This is a genomic window from Pseudomonas sp. NPDC089422 (genome assembly GCF_044749405.1).
Classification (GTDB): Bacteria; Pseudomonadota; Gammaproteobacteria; order Pseudomonadales; family Pseudomonadaceae; genus Aquipseudomonas.
In genome coordinates this window covers 72095-90196 of sequence record NZ_JBIVHW010000015.1, presented here as the reverse complement: position 1 = coordinate 90196, position 18102 = coordinate 72095, and the positions used below count along the sequence as shown (strand labels likewise).

Annotated in this window: 16 protein-coding genes and 1 pseudogene; 3 read left to right on the top strand and 14 right to left on the bottom strand. The window is 64.1% G+C overall.

The window, feature by feature from the left end:
* Nucleotides 1-5: 5 nt before the first annotated feature.
* From ACIPZ8_RS24445 to ACIPZ8_RS24435, 3 genes are read left to right on the top strand one after another with little or no spacing between them, the layout of a single operon-like run.
* Nucleotides 6-1376 (top strand): LLM class flavin-dependent oxidoreductase, encoded by a 1371-nt coding sequence (locus tag ACIPZ8_RS24445; protein ID WP_400728702.1) that lies wholly within the window; start codon nt 6-8, stop codon nt 1374-1376.
* Nucleotides 1373-2038, top strand: coding sequence for a methionine ABC transporter permease (locus tag ACIPZ8_RS24440; RefSeq protein WP_400728699.1), 666 nt, complete (start codon nt 1373-1375; stop codon nt 2036-2038). The genes ACIPZ8_RS24445 and ACIPZ8_RS24440 overlap by 4 nt, the downstream gene beginning before the upstream one ends.
* 21 nt (nt 2039-2059) lie before the next feature.
* On the top strand, nt 2060-2830 hold the full coding sequence (locus ACIPZ8_RS24435) for a MetQ/NlpA family ABC transporter substrate-binding protein (protein ID WP_400728697.1): 771 nt from the start codon (nt 2060-2062) through the stop codon (nt 2828-2830).
* A gap of 25 nt (nt 2831-2855) precedes the next feature.
* Here ACIPZ8_RS24435 and ACIPZ8_RS24430 read toward each other — a convergent pair whose 3' ends face one another.
* From ACIPZ8_RS24430 to ACIPZ8_RS24365, 14 genes and pseudogenes are all read right to left on the bottom strand, one after another.
* Entirely contained in the window at nt 2856-4187 is a 1332-nt protein-coding gene (locus ACIPZ8_RS24430) for an MFS transporter (protein WP_400728694.1), read from the bottom strand.
* A gap of 540 nt (nt 4188-4727) precedes the next feature.
* Entirely contained in the window at nt 4728-6095 is a 1368-nt protein-coding gene (locus ACIPZ8_RS24425) for a purine-cytosine permease family protein (RefSeq protein WP_400728691.1), read from the bottom strand.
* On the bottom strand, nt 6092-7039 hold the full coding sequence (gene choX, locus ACIPZ8_RS24420) for a choline ABC transporter substrate-binding protein (RefSeq protein WP_400728688.1): 948 nt from the start codon (nt 7037-7039) through the stop codon (nt 6092-6094). The genes ACIPZ8_RS24425 and choX overlap by 4 nt, the downstream gene beginning before the upstream one ends.
* Nucleotides 7040-7137: 98 nt before the next feature.
* The gene (locus ACIPZ8_RS24415; RefSeq protein WP_400728685.1) at nt 7138-7611 is read right to left on the bottom strand and encodes a thioesterase family protein; all 474 of its coding nucleotides are present in this window, start codon (nt 7609-7611) and stop codon (nt 7138-7140) included.
* 32 nt (nt 7612-7643) lie between these two features.
* Nucleotides 7644-8594, bottom strand: a complete 951-nt coding sequence (locus ACIPZ8_RS24410; RefSeq protein WP_400728682.1) for a PDR/VanB family oxidoreductase — start codon at nt 8592-8594, stop codon at nt 7644-7646.
* A gap of 57 nt (nt 8595-8651) precedes the next feature.
* The gene (locus ACIPZ8_RS24405; RefSeq protein WP_400728679.1) at nt 8652-9584 is read right to left on the bottom strand and encodes a 3-hydroxyacyl-CoA dehydrogenase NAD-binding domain-containing protein; all 933 of its coding nucleotides are present in this window, start codon (nt 9582-9584) and stop codon (nt 8652-8654) included.
* Between the two features lie 111 nt (nt 9585-9695).
* On the bottom strand, nt 9696-11117 hold the full coding sequence (locus ACIPZ8_RS24400) for an aminobutyraldehyde dehydrogenase (protein WP_400728676.1): 1422 nt from the start codon (nt 11115-11117) through the stop codon (nt 9696-9698).
* A 19-nt stretch (nt 11118-11136) separates the two neighbouring features.
* Nucleotides 11137-12066 (bottom strand): 3-keto-5-aminohexanoate cleavage protein, encoded by a 930-nt coding sequence (locus ACIPZ8_RS24395; protein ID WP_294335463.1) that lies wholly within the window; start codon nt 12064-12066, stop codon nt 11137-11139.
* Between the two features lie 49 nt (nt 12067-12115).
* Nucleotides 12116-13258 (bottom strand): ring-hydroxylating oxygenase subunit alpha, encoded by a 1143-nt coding sequence (locus ACIPZ8_RS24390; protein ID WP_294335461.1) that lies wholly within the window; start codon nt 13256-13258, stop codon nt 12116-12118.
* A gap of 145 nt (nt 13259-13403) precedes the next feature.
* Nucleotides 13404-14411 carry a GlxA family transcriptional regulator gene (locus ACIPZ8_RS24385; protein WP_400728674.1) on the bottom strand — a complete coding sequence of 336 codons (1008 nt, stop codon included), beginning with the start codon at nt 14409-14411 and terminating at the stop codon, nt 13404-13406.
* Between the two features lie 78 nt (nt 14412-14489).
* On the bottom strand, nt 14490-15815 hold the full coding sequence (locus ACIPZ8_RS24380; protein ID WP_400728671.1) for an NAD(P)/FAD-dependent oxidoreductase: 1326 nt from the start codon (nt 15813-15815) through the stop codon (nt 14490-14492).
* A 17-nt stretch (nt 15816-15832) separates the two neighbouring features.
* On the bottom strand, nt 15833-16726 hold the full coding sequence (locus ACIPZ8_RS24375) for a dihydrodipicolinate synthase family protein (RefSeq protein ID WP_400728669.1): 894 nt from the start codon (nt 16724-16726) through the stop codon (nt 15833-15835).
* Between the two features lie 204 nt (nt 16727-16930).
* Nucleotides 16931-17098 (bottom strand): annotated as a pseudogene (locus ACIPZ8_RS24370) (exodeoxyribonuclease III); the annotation flags it as partial.
* 58 nt (nt 17099-17156) lie between these two features.
* Nucleotides 17157-18047: a LysR substrate-binding domain-containing protein gene (locus ACIPZ8_RS24365; RefSeq protein WP_400728666.1), complete on the bottom strand. Its 891-nt coding sequence runs from the start codon at nt 18045-18047 to the stop codon at nt 17157-17159.
* Nucleotides 18048-18102 lie beyond the last annotated feature (55 nt).

Sequence of the window (18102 nt, the reverse complement as noted above, 5' to 3'; positions counted from 1 at the left end):
CGACCATGACCAAGCAGATCCGCCTCAATGCCTTTGCCATGAACACCGTCGGCCACCTCTCGCCCGGGCTGTGGCGCCACCCGCGGGACCAGGCCACCCGCTACACCGATATCCACTACTGGGTGGAGCTGGCCAGGACCCTGGAGCGTGGCTGCATCGACGGCCTGTTCATCGCCGACGTGCTGGGCGTCTATGACGTGTATGGCGGCAATGCCGACGCGGCCTTGTGCAACGCCGCCCAGGTGCCGGTCAACGACCCGTTGCAACTGGTGCCCGCCATGGCCGCTGCCACCCGCCACCTGGGGTTCGGCGTGACCGCGTCGGTGTCGTTCGAACACCCCTACCCGTTCGCCCGACGCATGAGCACCCTCGATCACCTGACCCAGGGGCGCGCTGGCTGGAACATCGTCACCTCGTACCTGGCCAGCGGCGCGCGCAACCTCGGCCAGCCCCCGCTCAGCCATGACCAGCGCTACGCCCTGGCCGAGGAGTACCTGCAGGTCTGCTACAAGCTCTGGGAAACCAGCTGGGAAGACGATGCAGTGCAGGCCGACCGGGCAACCGGCGTGTATGCCGACCCACACAAGGTCCACGGCATCGGCCACCAGGGCACCTGGTTCAAGGTGCCGGGTTTTCACCTGAGCGAACCTTCGCCGCAGCGTTCCCCGGTGATCTACCAGGCGGGCGCCTCCAACCGCGGGCGCGCTTTTGCCGCCGCCAACGCCGAGTGCGTATTTGTCGCCGCGCCAAGCAAGGCGGTGCTGAAAAAGCAGGTGGCGGAACTGCGCGCTGCCGTGGCTGCTGCCGGCCGAGTGCCGGACGATGTGCAGATTCTCGAGCAACTGACGGTCATCGTCGCGCCCACCGATCAGCAGGCCTTGGCCCTGCTCGACGAATACCGCCAGTATGCCAGCGCCAGTGGCGCCTTGACGCTGATGTCCGGCTGGACCGGCATCGATTTCGCCGAATACGCGCCCGACCAGGTGCTGCGCGAAGTGCCCAGCGAAGCCATCCAGTCGGCCGTGGAGGCATTCACCCGCGCCGACCCGGCACGCACCTGGACTACCGCCGAGATTGCCGACTACTGCGCCATCGGCGGTGACGGGCCGGTGCTGGTGGGCTCGGCCCGGACCGTGGCCGACCAGTTGCAGGAGTGGGTCGAGCAGACCGGGGTGGACGGTTTCAACCTGGCCAGCGTAGTCGCCCCGGAAACCTTCGAGGCGGTGGTCGACCTGTTGATACCGGAACTGCAGGCGCGGGGGCTGTTCAAGCGCGCCTATGAACCCGGCACCTTGCGTAACAAGCTGTTCGGCCGTGGCGACCGCCTGGCAGGCACTCACCCGGCAGCCGTGCTGCGCCGCGAGGCACGCCCATGAACGAACTGCTGAGCCACCTCGACTGGGCCGAAATCGCCCAGGCGTGCCTCGATACCCTGAGCATGCTGGGCGCAGCCCTGGGCTTCACCGTGCTGTTCGGCCTGCCGCTGGGTGTGTTGCTGTACCTCACCGGGCAACGCCAGTTGCTGGCCAACGGGCCGCTCTACCGTGGCCTTTCGGTGGTGGTCAACGTGCTGCGTTCACTGCCGTTCATTATCCTGCTGATCGTGCTGATCCCGCTGACCACGCTGCTGACCGGCACCTCCCTCGGGGTCAAGGGCACCATCCCGCCGCTGGTGGTGGGCTGCACGCCGTTCTTCGCGCGTCTGGTGGAAACCGCCCTGCGCGAGGTCGACCACGGCGTGGTGGAAGCCACCCAGGCCATGGGCGCCAGCCTTACCCAGATCATCCGCTACACCCTGCTGCCCGAAGCCCTCACCGGGCTGATCGCAGCGGTCACGGTCACCGCCATCGTGCTGGTCGACTACACCGCCATGGCGGGCGTGATCGGCGGTGGCGGCCTTGGCGACCTGGCGATCCGCTTCGGTTACCAGCGCTTCCAGACCGATGTGATGGTGGTCACCGTGCTGCTGCTGATCCTGCTGGTGCAGGTGCTGCAGATGAGCGGCGATCGCCTGGTAAGACATTTCACCCGACGCTGACTTTTGCAAGGTATCCCCCTCATGAAAAAGACCCTCACTGCCCTCGCCGCCTTCATCGCCTTCAGCGCCCAGGCCGCTGAACACCTGGTAGTCGGCGCCACACCGGTACCCCACGCCGAGATCCTCGAGTTCGTCAAACCGACCCTGGCCAAGCAAGGCGTGGACCTGGACATCAAGGTGTTCAACGACTTCATCCAGCCCAACCTGCAACTGGCGCAGAAGCACCTGGACGCCAACTACTACCAGTACCGGCCGTTCCTCAACGATTTCAACCAGACCCGGCATACCGACCTGGTCCCGGTGGTGGGCGTGCACATCGAGCCGTTCGGTGCCTATTCAGCCCGGTACAAGACCCTGGCCGAGCTGCCAGAGGGCGCCAGCGTGGCCATCCCCAACGACCCGGTGAATACTGGCCGCGCCCTGGTGCTGCTGGCCGAGGCCGGGTTGCTCAAGCTCAAGGACCCGAGCAACCCGCAGTCCACCCAGCGTGACATCACCGACAACCCGCGCCACCTGAAGATCCGCGAGCTGGAAGGCGCCATGCTGGCCCGCTCGGTCAAGCAGGTGGACCTGGCCTTCGTCTTCGCCAACTATGCGCTGGAGGCCGGTATCGATACCAACAGCGCGCTGATCGTCGAAAAAGGCAAGGACCTGTACGTGGAATACCTGGTTGCCCGCCCCGACAACCTGCAAGACCCGGGCATCCAGAAACTGGCCAAAGCCCTCAACTCGCCCGAAGTGCGCAACTTCATCCTGACCCGCTACAAGGGCCAGATCGCCCCGGGGTTCTGAGCCATGAGCAGCTGGCCCCTGGTGATCACCGTTCGAGCGAAGACGCCATCTCCAGGCTCATGCCACGGGTTTCCGGGGCCAGCCACACCGACACCACCAACCCCGCCAGGGATACCAGCGCTGCAACCAGCATGGTGTTGCCGATGCCCAGGTGCAGCAGCGAAACCGGCACCAGCCAGGTGCCCGCCGCAGAGCCGATGCGCGACATGGACGAGCCCATGCCGACAGCGAATGCACGGATTTCAGTGGGGAACAGCTCGTTCGGATACACCAGCTCCAGCACCTGGGCACCACCGATGAACAGCGCATAGGCCCCGAACATCAACAGGACCAGGGCTTCGGAGCTGTTGGAGAACAGGCCCAGGCCCAACAAGGCCAGGGTCGACCAGAGGAAGCTGTGGATGATCAGCGGGCGACGCCCCAGGGTGTCGATCAGGCGCGTCGCGACGATGCAACCGACCACGAACAGCAGCGTGATCAGCACCGAGCCGTACGACGCCCAGTCACCCTTCAGGTTCAGTGCCTGCAAAACCACCGGCGCGAAGGAGTACACGGCAAACATCGGCACCACCGCCGAACTCCAGAAGACAGCAACGAAAAACATGCGCTTGCCATAACCCGAACGCATCAAGTCGCCCAGCGAGACTTTCTGCTCTGCCGCCTGCTCGGGCATGTTGGCCAGCGAGTACGACGGCCCGTAGACCTGCTTGATGATGCGCTCGGCTTCAGCAAAACGCCCCTTGCTCACCAGCCAGCGTGGCGATTCCGGGGTGCGCAGGCGGACGATGAACAGCAACGCCCCGAGCACGGCGGAGCTGGCCAGCACCAGGCGCCAGGCCTCATCGCCACCGCGCGCGAGGATGAGGTTGCCGACCATGTACGACAGCGCGGCGCCAGCGAACCAGAGGATGGTCAACCCGGCCAGGCGCTGGCCACGGTGTTTCTGCGGCAGGAACTCGGTCAGCAGCGAACCTGCAACCGGGTATTCCAGGCCAACGCCCACCCCGACCAGGAAGCGCAGGATGAACAGCGCGATGCCCGACTCGACCCACAAGGAGCCGAGCGAGCCGACCATGAACAGGATCGGGCCGACGAAGAACAAGCGGCGGCGCCCGACCTTGTCGGTCAGCCAGCCGCCGAGAAAGCCGCTGCAGAAGGTGCCGAGCATCGCCGAGGCAGCGACCATGCCCTGCCAGAACGAATCCAGCTTCAGGTAATCGGAAAACTGCACGATCACCACGCCGATGATGCTGAGGATGTAACCGTCGAGAATCCAGCCACCGCCGGCGCGCACGGTCATCAATTGGTGGAAGTTGTTTAATGGCGCATCTTCGATGGACAACTTTGTATTACTCACCGCGACAGCTCTCCTGTTGTATTAATTATGTCGAGTCACTGCAGACAATCAGCCAGCCGCGCGCCAGCCGCCCGCGGTTTTGCGGGAAGCCTGTGATCGAGGCAGTTTTCAATGGGCGCTTACGCGGCCCTGACGACTGAATTAGACATGTCTACTGTATGTCTACAATTTGTCGGCGCAGGATAGACGATAGATTTGGAGAGGGTCAACGGTAGGAAAAATATAATTATTTACGGCGCAAAGAGGCATGAAACAGGCGTGCGCGGAAGTTATGAAGTTGTCAGTTTGAAGTGTTCGCCTTGGTATTTTCAGCGCCTGTAAGATCGAGCGCCGCCCGCGCGGCGCATCGCAGGCAAGCCTGCTCCTACATCTGTTTCGGGCCAGTGAGTCCTGTGGCAGCGCGCGCGGCCACCTTGGCGTATGGCTCGATACCGCGTCGTACAAACAAGGGGCCGCGCGCCAATGCTTCAGGAATAATTGGCCCGAAACAAATGTAGGAGCAGGCTTGCCTGCGATGCGCCGCGCGGGCGGCGCTCGATCTCATAGGCGCTGCAGAGACCAAGACGAACCCTCCCGCCCCCCACTGAATACAAAATAAAGCATCCCCGCCAGCACCAACCCGGCAATCCAGCTGACATCCGCGCCGATCAACCTCGCAAAATACCCCTCAAAAAACGACAACTTCATGAACGGCACCGTGCCGATAATGGAAACCCCATACACCATCATGGTTTTGCGGTTCCACCCCCCGTACCGCCCTTGCGCATCGTAAAGATCATCAATGCTGTAACTCCCCCGCCGCACCACGTAGTAATCCACCAGGTTGATCGCACTCCAGGGAATCAACAGGTACAGCTGCCCGATCAGGATGTCGGCAAAGAAGGTGTCGAAGTGGTACTGGGTCTGTGTGGCAATGGCACAGGCCAGCACCGACAGCACCGCCATCAGCAGGCGCTTGGTGCCCTGCCGTACCTGCTGCAGCCTGGCGAACCCACTGAAGATCGTGGTGGTCGACATGTAGGCGCTGTAGAGGCACAGCACGTTGTACTGGATGACGCCCAGGGCAATCACGACCAGGGCGGCGGGCGCCCAGGGGCCGAACAGGTTGGCAATCGCACTGCCCGGGTCGACGCTCAGTGCCGAAGGCACCACCGCTGCCAGCGTGGCCCCCAACGCCATCATGCCCAGCGAGCCCAGTGCGCAACCGAAGTAGGTGGTCCAGAACGTGTGCCGGGTATCGACATCGGCGGGCAGGTAGCGCGAGTAATCCGCCACATAGGGGCCATAGCCCAAGGTCCAGGAGGCGGCCTGGGCGATCACCAGGTTGAACACCGGCATCGAAAAGCCGCCCGTTTCACCGTGGAAGGTCCCTGATGCGTTGGCCTGCGTCAGGATCAGGACCAAGGCAGCACCGAACACCACCGACGACAGCACACTCATCCAGGCGCCCAGGCGGTGGATCAGCTCATACCCGACGACGCCAATCAGGAAGGTCGCGACCGCAACGATCACGATCGCCTGGTTGTCGGTGACCGGCAGCAATGCCTTCAACGGGTCGCGCAACAGCACACCGCTGGCGGCCATGAACAGCACCGCGGCAGTCACCATCACCAACAGCGGAATAGCGGCGCCGAACACGCCGAACTGCGCGCGGCTCTGGATCATCTGCGGCACGCCCAGGTGCGGGCCTTGCGCCGAGTGGGCGGCCATGAACACCGTGCCCAGCATGCAGCCGATGACCAGCCCGGCCAGCGTCCACAGCAGGCTCAGCCCGGAGGCCACACCCAAGGTGCCGACCATCAGCGCGGTCACCTGCAGGTTGGAGCTGAACCACACGGAAAACAACCGGCGCGGCCTGCCGTAGCGCTCGCTGTGGGGCACGAACTCGATGCTGCGCTGCTCGATCATGGCGCCACCTGCGCTTTGACTTCAGCAAGGCCGGGCTGGCCATCCCAGGTGGTCACCCCTGCCAGCCAGCCGTCGAGCACTTGCGGGTTCTGCTTCAACCAGGCCCTGGCAGCGGCCTCCGGCTCCATCTTGTCGTAGAGGATGGCGCCCATGATGTGGTTCTCCATGTCCAGGGTGAAACTCAGGTTCTTCAGCAGTTGCCCGACGTTCGGGCACTCGTCGGCATAGCCTTTGCGGGTGCTGGTGTAGACCGTCGCATCGCCGAAATCGGGGCCGAAGTAATCGTCGCCGCCGGTGAGGAACTTCATCTTGAAGCGCGTGTTCATCGGGTGCGGCTCCCAGCCCAGGTAAAGGATCGCCTGGTTGCGCCGCTGCGCACGCTCGACCTGCGCCAGCATGCCCGACTCGCTGGACGCGACCACCGAGAACCCAGCGTCTTTCAGGCCAAAGGCGTTGTCGCCGATGGCTTTGAGTACCGCGTTGTTGCCGCCGTCGCCAGGCTCCAGGCCGTAGATCTTGCCGCCCAGTTCGTTCTTGAACCGGGGGATATCGGAGAAGTCCTTCAGCCCTTGGTCCCACAAGGTCTGCGGCACCGCCAAGGTGTACTTGGCATGCTGCAGGTTGACCCGCACGATATCGATGGCGCCCGCGTCGCGGTGGGGTTTGAGGTCAGGTTCCATGGTCGGCAGCCAGGTGCCCAGGAACACATCCATGTTCTTGCCATCGGCCAGGGCCTTGAAGGTCAGCGGTACCCCGACCAGGGTCGACTTGGTCTGGTAGCCGAGGCTCTTCAGCAAGGTGGTGGCAATGGCCGTGGTGGTCTGGATGTCGGTCCAGCCGGGGTCGGACATCCGCACCAGGCGGCATTGGGGCGGCTCGGCGGCATAGGTGTGTGCACTCATGGCCAAGGCGGAGCAGAACATAACGCGCAGTGCATTTTTCATGACGCAAATCCTCTCTGTGGCAGCTATGGGAAGCGGCAGTTTTTGTTATTCAGAGGCAACGCAGTCTTGTCGTTATCTGGCCCAGCGGGTGATGCGTGCTAGCGGCGAATGCCGATGACGCGACCGCAGTAGCCGGGGCGCGGCAGCGTTCGATGGGCCTGGAAGATCGCGCTGATCTTCGCTTCGACGGACGTGGCGAATTTCGCCGCCCGCCCGGCTTCGCTGGCGATGTTCATAAGCATCTGCTCGCTGGCAGCCAGCAGTTCTCCATCCTTGGGGCGATACAGGTGATGGACGATGTGCAGGCGCTTGCTGTCATGGTCGATCACCTGGGTAAACACTTGCACCTCCTCCCCTAGCCGGGTTTCGCTCAGGTAGTTGATGTGGGCCTCCAGCGTGTAAAGCGTGTGGCCGTAGATGGCTCGGCCGTCGGCGTCAAGGCCGATGTGGTCCATCAGCGCATCGGTGGCATGGCTGAACAGCAGGAAGTAGAAGGCATCGCGCAGGTGCCCGTTGTAATCGATCCAGTCTTCGCCGATGGTGGCCTGGTGAATCAGTAGCAGGTTGTTCACGAACAGTTCCTTGCAGAAGTCATGGCGTCGGCCTACAGGTCGAGCACCAGGGTTTGCGACAGCGCGCGGGAGACGCAGATCATCATCACGTCGTTGCTCTTGCGTTCGGCTGGCGTCAGCACGCTGTCGCGGTGGTCCGGCACGCCGTCCAGCACACAGGTCTCGCATGACGCGCAGGTGCCCTCCCGGCACGAACTTTCCACGCGCAGGCCGTTGGCTTCCAGCACCTGGAGGATGCTTTGCTCCGCAGGCACTTCGAAGGCCCTGCCGCTGCGCGCCAGCTGGACGGTGAAGGGCTTGTCGGTTGCCGTGGATTTCGGCTCTTTCGGGGTGAACCACTCGAAATGCACCTGTTCTTCGGGGTAACCGTGCGCGGCGGCTTCGACCGCCAGCATCAAGGGCGTCGGGCCGCAGGTGTAGAAATGCACGTTGCCTGGCTGCTGGCCGATGGCCGCGGCAATATCGAACAGCCCACCGGCCTCGTCATCGGCATGCAGGGTGACCCGCTCGCCAAACGGCTGCAGCTGCTCCAGGAACGCCGCCCGCTGGCGACTGCGCACCAGGTAGTAGAGATGCCACGGGCGCTGGTTGGCCTCGCACCACTGGATCATCGACCACACCGGCGTGATGCCGATGCCGCCCGCGAAAAACACGAAACCCGGGGCGTCTTCCGCCAGCGGGAAATGGTTGCGTGGCGCGCTGACTGTCAGCGTGTCGCCCACCCGCAGCGACTGGTGCACGTGCCGCGAGCCGCCGCGGCTGACGGGCGACAGGCCAACGCCCACGCAGTAGCGATGGGTTTCGCGGGCGTCATTGCACAGCGAAAACTGGCGTACCAGATCCCCCGGCAGATGCAGCTCGATATGGGCACCGGGCTTGAACGGTGGCAATGCGGCCCCATCCGGCGAACGCAGCTCGATGACCACGACACCTTTGGCTTCGGCAATCAGGTCGGTTATCTGTAGGGTCAATTGTTCTGGCATGGCAAACCTCGCACAGCGGCAAACTGGCCCGAAGCCTGGTGGGCTTCGGGCCGACTCTCAACCGCGCCGAAGCGGCGTGGTCGCCTTCAACATGCGGGTGATCAGTTCGTCCCGCTGCGTGGCGAGGGTCGCCCAGCTTTGCTCGCCGGCTTCATCGTGCACGCCCTCGACCAGCATCGAAGCCGTCTGCGCATCAAGGCGAGGATCGCCCAGGTCGTCCCACCAGCCGTGGAAGCTCTCGGTGTACTTCTGGCAGAACGAGCTCAGGCCCTCCGACCCGCCGCCAAGGTGGAACAGCAAGGTCGGTCCCATGGCCGCCCAGCGCAGGCCGGGCCCAGCCCAGACAGCCTTGTCGACGTCTTCCACACTGGCCACGCCGCTCTTGACCAGGTGAATGGCCTCGCGCCACAGCGCGGCCTGCAGGCGGTTGGCAACATGCCCCTTCACTTCACGGTTGACCCGGATGGTCACTTTGCCGACCAGCGCATAGAAGCGCTCGGCCTGCTCGACCACGCCGGCAGCTGTCTTGTCGTTGCCCATGACCTCGACCAGCGGGATCAGGTGTGGCGGGTTGAACGGATGACCGAGGATGAAGTGCGACGGGTTCTGCCAACCCGCCTGCATCTCGCCCAGGCGCAGGCCGGAGGCGGACGACGCGACGATGGCACCGGGCTTGAGGGCCGCCTCCAGCTTGGCGAACAGCTCATGCTTGATGGCGATGCGCTCCGGCACGCTTTCCTGGATGAAATCCGCCCCCGCCACGGCGCTGGCGACATCGGCATGGAAACTCAGCTGGCCTGGCTCGCCATCGGCCAGGCCCAGTTCGCGCAGGGTCGGCCAGGCGTTGTCGATGTAGCTACGGACATCAGCCTCCAGGGTCGGCGACGGGTCATACACGGCCACATTGCGCCCGGACGCCAGGAACAGCGCGGCCCAGCTGGCACCGATCACACCCGCGCCAATTACCGCGACATTTTGGAATTCACTCATCAGAAGAACCTCGGTTGCAGGGGGGATGCACGGGTCAGGCCGCCGTCACGACGAAGCACTGCCCGGTAATGAAACGCGCCGCGTCACAGGCCAGCGATGGGGCCATGCTGATCACCCGTGCGCGAGCATGACGTGGCGAACACTGGTGTACGCGTCGAGCGCGAACACCGACATGTCGCAGCCGTGGCCTGAGCCTTTCATCGCGGCCCAGGGCATTTCCGGCGTGGCCACACCGTGGGTATTGACCCAGGTGAAGCCGTAGCGCAGTCGGCTGCTGGCCTCCATGGCGCGGCCACTGTCACGGGTCCACAGCGACGAGGCCAGGCCATAGCGGGTGGCGTTGGCGATCGCGATCGGGTCTTGCCCTTCGCTGAAGCGCGACACCGAAATCACCGGGCCGAACAGCTCCTGGGTGGCGATCTCCGCGTGATGGTCGACATCGGCAATCACGGTCGGGCTGTAGAAGAACCCTCCTCCGGGCTCGACCGTGCCCCCCGTCACGACCTCGGCATAGGCCCGGGCGCGCTCGACGAAACCGGCTACCCGTTGCCGGTGCAGTTCGGTCACCAACGGCCCCATCTCTGTGCCGGCGGCCCTGGGTGCGCCGACCTTGATCGTCGCCGCCGCTTCGGCCAAGGCACTGACCACGCGGTCATAGACCTTGCTGGCCACCAGCACCCGGCAAGGCTGGGCGCAATCCTGGCCGGCATTGAAGAACGCCGTGGCACGCAAGGTGGCGACCAGTTTTTCGATATCGGCATCCTCAAAGACGATGACCGGTGCCTTGCCACCCAGCTCGACATGCACCTGACGCATCTGTTGCGCAGCGGCGCGCATGGCCGCGCTGCCGGTCGCCGGCGAACCGGTGATGCTTACGGCTTCGATGCCCTCGGCATTGATCAGCCGAGCGCCGGTCGAACTGCCGACCCCGTGGACGATATTGATGACGCCCTTGGGCACCACGTCCGCCAGCAGCTGCCCCAGCCGCAAAGTCGACAGCGGGGTCACCTCGGAAGGCTTGAGCACCACGCTGCAACCGGCCGCCAGCGGCGCCGCCAGCTTCCAGGCGGCCATCATCAGCGGGTAGTTCCACGGCGCGATGGCCGCCACCGGGCCGATCGGGTCGCGCCGGATCAGGCTGGTGTGCCCGGTCACATACTCGCCCGCCGCGACACCCGCCAGGGTGCGTGCCGCACCGGCAAAGAAACGGAAGGTGTCGAGGGTCAGCGGCATCTCGTCATGCAGTGCCGATGGCCAGGGCTTGCCGACGTTCTGGCTTTCCAGCGCCGCCAGTTCTTCGGCATGGGTTTCGATGACCCCGGCAATGTCCTGCAGCAGCGCGGCACGCTGCGCCGGGGTGGTCTTCGAATACGACGCGAAGGCTTCATGGGCGCTGCGCACGGCGCAGTCCAGCTGAGCGTCATCCGCCTGCCCGACGCTGACAATCTCTTCCCCGGTGGCCGGGTCGATGACAGCCAGGGGCGCAGCGGCGCCTTCAACGAGCTCGCCGTTGATCAACATTTTGTTATGCATGGCGTATCCCCATCGCGAATCACAAGGTGATCTTGTCGCGCCCTTTCAAGCCCAGACGCGCCCGGGCTTCTGCAGGCGTGGCCACCTTGAGCCCGAGGTTTTCGATGATCGAGCGGATCTTCAGCACCTGCTCGGCATTGCTTCTGGCCTTCTCGCCAGCACCGATGAACAAGCTGTCTTCCAGGCCGACCCGCACGTTGCCGCCGAGCATTGCCGCCTGGGTGGCAAAGGCCATCTGGTTTTTGCCTGCCGCCAGTACCGACCATTCGTAATCCTTGCCGAACAGCTTCTGCGCCACGGTGTGCATGTGCATCAGGTTGTCCAGGTCAGCGCCGACGCCACCCAGCACCCCGAACACGATCTGGATCAGGAACGGTGGCTTGACCCAGCCCTGGTCGATGACCCACGCCAGGTTGTACAGGTGGCCCAGGTCGTAGCATTCGAATTCGAAGCGGGTACCGTGGCCTTCGCCCAGCTCCTTGACGATGTATTCGATGTCGGCAAAGGTGTTGCGGAAGATGAAGTCGCGGGTGCTGTCGAGGAAGGCCGGTTCCCAGTCATGCTTCCAGTTCGAATACTTGGCCTTCATCGGGAAGATGCCGAAGTTCATCGAGCCGACGTTCAGCGAGGCCATCTCCGGGCTCACCGCCAGCGCCGCACGCAGGCGCTCCTCGCGGGTCATGCCCAGGCCGCCGCCGGTGGACACGTTCAATACCGCATCGCTCTGGCGGTGGATCTGCCCCATGAAATCCTGGAACAGCTCCGGGCGCGGGTCCGGCTTGCCGGTTTCGGGGTTGCGGGCATGCAGGTGGATGATCGAAGCCCCGGCTTCGGCGGCCTCGATGGAAGAATCGGCAATTTCCTGCGGGGTGATCGGCAGGTATTCCGACATGGTCGGGGTGTGCACGCCACCGGTGGTGGCGCAGGTGATGATGACAGACTTTGGCATGGCGAGGCTCACGGTTTCATGTGGGGGACTTGGGCGGCAAGGCCGCCGCTCATGGCTTGACGCAACGTGCGTAGGCATCCAGTACCAGCCCGTGGAAGTGGTGCAAGGCGTGCTCGGACTTGCCCGAGCCGTTCGGGTCGGTGACGATCCGGCCCTGGTCGAAGGCCGGGGTCTGCATGCCACGCTGGACGTTCTCCACCAGCGAGATGTCTTCGACCTGCAGCACTTCATCCAGGTAGCGGATGGCCTCTTTTTCCATGTCGTCCGGTTCAGGGGTTTCGAGGAAGAAGTCGTAGGTCTCGAAGGTGCGGTCAGGGCCCATGGGCACGATGTTCAGCACGATCATCGAGCTGCGGCCGGGGTAGCGCATCAGGCAGGTGTTGGGCCACAGCCACCACACCGCATGGGTGCGCACGCTGGCCTTGGACACGTCGTAGGCCGAGTTCTGGCCCTTGCCGGCTTCGGCCATGTGGCTGGAGTAGATACCGTGGGTCTGCACCTTGTAGGTGTCCATGTCGACCAGGGTGCAGAAGTCCTTGTGCGCGGTCGGGCAGTGGTAGCACTCGAGGAAGTTGTCGACCACGTTCTTCCAGTTGGACTTGATCTCGTAGGTCAGGCGGTGGGCGAAGGTGAGTTTCTCGATATCCGGCGCCCAGTGCAGGATCTCTTTGGCCAGGTCGCCGGACTGCTCGCGCAGCGGCGTGGCCTGCGGGTCGAGGTTGACGTAGACGAAGCCACAGAATTCCTCGACCTGCACCGGGGTCAGGTGAATCTCTTCCTTGTTGAAGTCCTTGAGCCCGCCGACATGCGGCGCGGCGACCAGCCCGCCGTTGAGGCCATAGCACCAGGAGTGGTATGGGCAGACGATCCGCCGGGTCTTGCCTTCACCTTGCAGCACCGGGTGGGCGCGGTGCTTGCAAACGTTGTAGAAGGCCCGCAGTACGCCTTCCTGGTCACGCACTACCGCAATCGGGTGGCCGGCGATGTCCACCGTGGTATAGGCGCCGGGCTCACGGACCTTTTCCACGTGGCACACCCACTGCCAGCTCTTGGCGAGGATGGCCTGCTGATCGAGGCGGAACCACTCGGGGTCTACATAGGCCTCGGCACGCAGGGACTGGGAGCGCAGCGGGTCCGGGTCATAACCCTGCTTGATCGATTCGAATTGGCGAGGATGGATCAGATCAGACATATCAACGGCCCTTTTATTGTGACAGGCAATGGTTTTTTGCCTGCTCTGTGGCGTTGATAGTGATCCGGGCCGGGGGGATTAAATGTGCAAATTACGCCGTGTTTTATTCAGTTTTCGCCATTGTCGTTTTTAGACATGAGACCCTCTATTGGCGACTAGCGGGCTTGCCCTGCTGATGCATCGGCCAGGCCCGATAGTCGAACGGCACCCGCCCTTCCTGACGATCCTGGCGCGGGGTCAGGCCGAAGCGTTCACGGTAGATGCGGCAGAAATGCGATTGGTTGGGGAAGCCCGAAGCGACCCCGACCTTGGTCAGCGCCAGGTCGGTCTGGGTCACCAGGCCACGCGCCCGGTCCAGGCGGATGTCGCGGTAGTACAAGGCCGGGCTCTTGTGCACAACCTGGCGGAACAGGCGATCGAGCTGGCGTTGGGAAATGCCCACCTGCTCGCACAGGTCGGGGATGCTGATCACCTCTTCCAGGTGCCGCTCCATCAGCTTGATCGCTTGCCTGACCGCCAGCGGAATGGTGTGCCCAAGCGGTTGCCGGGCTTCCGGGTTCTGCTGGCTGCTGCCGGGTCGGAACTGTTGGTGGAACACGTAGCGAGCCGCTTCGTTGGCCACGGTTTCGCCCTGCAGGTTGCGGATCAGCTGCAGCGCCGCATCCGTGGAGGCAGCGCCGCCACAACAGGTGATGCGGTTCTGGTCGAAGACATACAGGTCCTCGACGATGGTCACGTCCGGATACAGTTCGAGCAAGGCGTCGATATGCTCGTAGTGCGCGGTAGCCCGGCGCCCCGCCAACAAGCCGGCTTCGGCCAGCAGGAAGGTGCCGGTGTCCAGGCCGGCCAGCATGCAGCCCTTGCTGGCCCAGGCCCGCAGCGCCCCTTGCAGGTGGGTGCTGTGGTGCTGCTCCGGTGCCCAGCTGCACGACACCACGATCAGGTCCCAAGGCTGATCGCGCACGCTGGCCAGGGACGGGGTGAACAGGTCCATGCCGTTGGACGCGCGGATACCGCCGCCCTCGACCGAGGCGAACTGCCAGTGGAAGCGGCTTTCCCCGCTCAGGTAGTTGGCCGCCCGGAACGGGTCGACGAACGCCGTGGTGGCGGCGGCGTTGAAGTAGGGAAACACGATGACCAGGAAGTTGAACACGTGGATCTCGCTTCGCAGGGGATGCCCCAGTCTATACGGAACGCTGCACTCAAATCCTGCGCGCGCTTTGCAGGAGCGTCACTCATCACCAGCCCGTAGTTCCTTGAGCTTCATGTTGGCCTTTGCACCGATAGTCAGGAAAGGTTGCGGTGGCAACTGCCTGGGTTTGTCGAAGCCGGTGAAGATTTCCACCAGTTCGCTGCGCACACCCAAGGCCTGGTCGGCTGCCGCGATCCCCGCAGCACTGGACTTGGACGCCCCTAGCCCATTGCAACCACAGGCCGCGAACACACCGCGTTCCACCTCTCCAAACGCCGGCACGCTGTTCCAGGTCAGCGCCATCGGGCCGCCCCAGCGGTACTCCATGCGCAGCCCCTTGAGGCTCGGGAAGCGCGTGAGGAACTTGCCGTCGTGCACCCGCCCGGCACTGTCCACCTGGCTGTCGCCAATGGTCAGGCTCGGGTTGTAACTGTAGCGCCAGCGCACCAGGATGCGGTCACTCTCGCCATCGCTGATGCGGCGCACCGTGGTGCCCATCGGCAAGGCCGGGGTCGCCGCCCAGGTACGCTGGCCTGGCAGGCGCTTGGGGTCGAAACGTTCGGTCAGCGAGGCATAGGTGAACACGTGCAGCAGTTGGCCCTTGAAGAAGCCGAAGCTCTGGGCGTGGCCGTTGTTGGCGAGGATGATCTTGCCCGCAGTGACCACACCCTTCGGTGTCTTGATGACCCAGGCGCCGCCCACCTGCTTGAACGACAAGGCAGGTGTCTGCTCGAACACCCGCAGCGAGCCTGCCAACGCATCGGCAAAACGCCGCACATAGGCCACCGGCTGGATCATCACTGTGCCAGGCATGAACAGGCCCGAGGTGTAGGCCGGGCTGCCGGTCACCGCGCCGATCTGGCGGGTGTCGAGCAGTTCGCAAGGCTCGCCCAGCGCGTCCAGCTGCCTGGCATACGACAGGATGTGCGCGTCCCCTTGCGTACCGCGGGCGACACTGAAGCGACCGCAAGGGTCGAACACCTCCTTGCCCCAACCGTGCGCCTCGGCCAGTTCGTGGCCCATGTCGATGGCCGTGCGGTACATCTTGATGTCGCGCCTGGCACGATCGAGCGAACCGCCGCCGAGGCCTTCGGCAGAAACCTCGTGGGGCAGGTCGATGATGAAGCCCGAATTGCGCCCCGAGGCGCCTTCGCCGACGATGCCGGCTTCGAGCAGCACCACTTTCAGGCCTGTGTCCCGGCGCATCAGCTGGCGGGCTGCCGACAAGCCGGCAAAGCCGCCACCGATGATCGCCACATCGGCGCTGACGGCACAGTCCAGTGCGGCGTTGGGCAAACGCGGTGGCAACATCTCAGCCCAGCCGGAGCTGCCATGATTGCTGGGCATTTTCGAGGCAACGTACATGCTCGCAGTCCGCCCGGTCAGGAAGCCGAAGCTTCGTGGTCGATCAGCGGCGCCAGTGCTTCACGCAGCGCGCCCAGCTTTTCCTCGGCCAGACGCCGCAGCGGGCGGCGCGGGTTGCCAGCGTCAAAGCCCATGATCTGCGCACCGGCATACACCGACTGCACATAGTCGCCCTGCCAGATCAGCGACATCACTGGGGCCAGGTGCTTCCAGATCTGCTGCACGTCAGCCCACTTGCCCTCTCTGGCGGCATTGGCCAGGGCCACGCAGGTCTTCGGCGCCATGTTCGCACCGCCCCAGATAAGCCCCGCAGCACCGGCAAATAGCGCATAGGGCACCAGCGGGTCGGCGCCGTTCATGGTCGGCAGCCCGGTGCGCGCCAGCGAGGCCTGGGCCGCCAGGTCGCCGCTGCTGTCCTTGACCGAGACGAAGTTGGGGATCTCGCTCAGTTGCCTGAACAGCGCGGGCGTCACCTCGACACCCACGGCCTGTGGCACGTTGTAGCCGATGATCGGCAAGCCGGCCTGAGCCACGGTCGAGTAGAAATCGATGATGCCCTGGTCATCGGTCGGGCCTTCGAAGAACGGTGGCAGCACCATCACACCATCGGCACCGCAGTCCTTGGCGTGACGGGTGCGCTCGACCACCTCCTCGACCAGCAGCGCGGAGGTCTGCGCGATCACCCGTGCGCGGCCGTTGATGACCTTGGCGCCGAATGCCACCAGTTCCTTGGATTCATCCTTGCTCAGGTACACATGCATCCCGGTTCCGGAGCTGAGCACCAGGCCATGCACACCGGCGGCGAGGTAACGCTCGATCAGGCTCTCGAAGCGTGCGTAGTCGATCTTGCCCTGTGCATCGAACGGCGTGGTGATGGCCAGGTTCACACCGGCAAACTTGAATGCGGACATGCGGTAACTCCTTATTGTTTTCGGCTGGGCCTGCCAGCCATGGCATCGAGCGGTGTCTTGCTCCATGCGAAAAGCCTAAGGCCTCGCCTGCAGGGGTTACAGCGACATTTGCGCAGTCAATTGCCTGATTTTCGGTTATGCCATTCCACCTTGAAGGGGCTCATGCCTGCCGGCGAGTCGCCAGCTCGACCCACACCGGGGCAAGGTGTACACGCGCTCGTCGGGGTGCAGGTGGCGAATGGCATCGCCCCAGCCCTGCTCCAGCAACTGCTGGTAACAGGCCCGCGACTCGGGTTGCAGCAGCGCGTCCTTCAGCCATGAGCGTGGGTTGTAGATGTCCATGTCGGTGGGCACCACGTTGAAATCGCCTGCATAACCGGCTGCCTGCAGGTCCAGGTGCGGCGCAATTTTCAAGTACTGCACCTAAGCGTCAGCGTTCAGCCTTTGCCAGCTGCACCTGCAGAAAGGCCATCAACGCCCCTGCCGCAGGTGACAAGCTGCGCCCCTTGCGCGTCAGCATGCCGATGTGCCGCTCGACCTTGGGTTCGATCAGCGGCACGAACACCAGCTTGTCGTTCTCCAGGGGGAACGCCAGGTACGGCAAGGTGCTGATGCCCACCCCCTCCTCCAGCATCGCGATCAACGAGATCATGTTGGAGACGAACAATCGGCTATGCCCCAGCAGGCACTCGGCCTCGGTGCCCGCCAGCAGCTGCGAGGTACCGTTGCGCACCATCGGCACGCCCTGCAACTGCGACCAGTGCAGGGCAACGCCGGCCTGCGCCAGCGGATGGTCGGCGCGGCACACCACGCCCACCTGGTCATTGACGATCGGTGAAAAGTCGAGCTGCTCGTCCTCCTGCCACAGGCTGCTGATGCCAAAGTCCACCTGCCCCTGGGCCAGCAACTGCTGGACGCGCTCGGCCGTGCCGTCCTGGATGCTGACCTGCACATTCGGGTGCTCGGCGACGAACCGCGCCAATGGCCCAGGCAACATGCGGCTGGCCACCGACGGCACGGTGGCGATGCTGACCTGGCCGATCTCGTGGCGGGCCAGCAAGGTGGCCTCGCGGGCAATGCGGTCGTGGTGCTCGATCAGGCCGCGAAACAACGGCAGGCAATGCTCGCCGAACGGGGTCAGCTCAACCCGGCCGCCGCCCTTCTCGACCAGCGCCTGGCCCAGCTTCTGCTCCAGCTCGCGCACCGCCAGCGATATCGCCGGCTGGGTGCGAAAGGCCTGGCGCGCTGCGGCGTGGAAGCTCTTGAGTTCAGCAACCAGCAGGAAATAGCGCAGCTGGGCGATTTTCAGCTCGGGCAACATGGTTAGCATTCCTTATCAAAGCATTTTTTTTATTAATTTTTATTTGCTGCATATT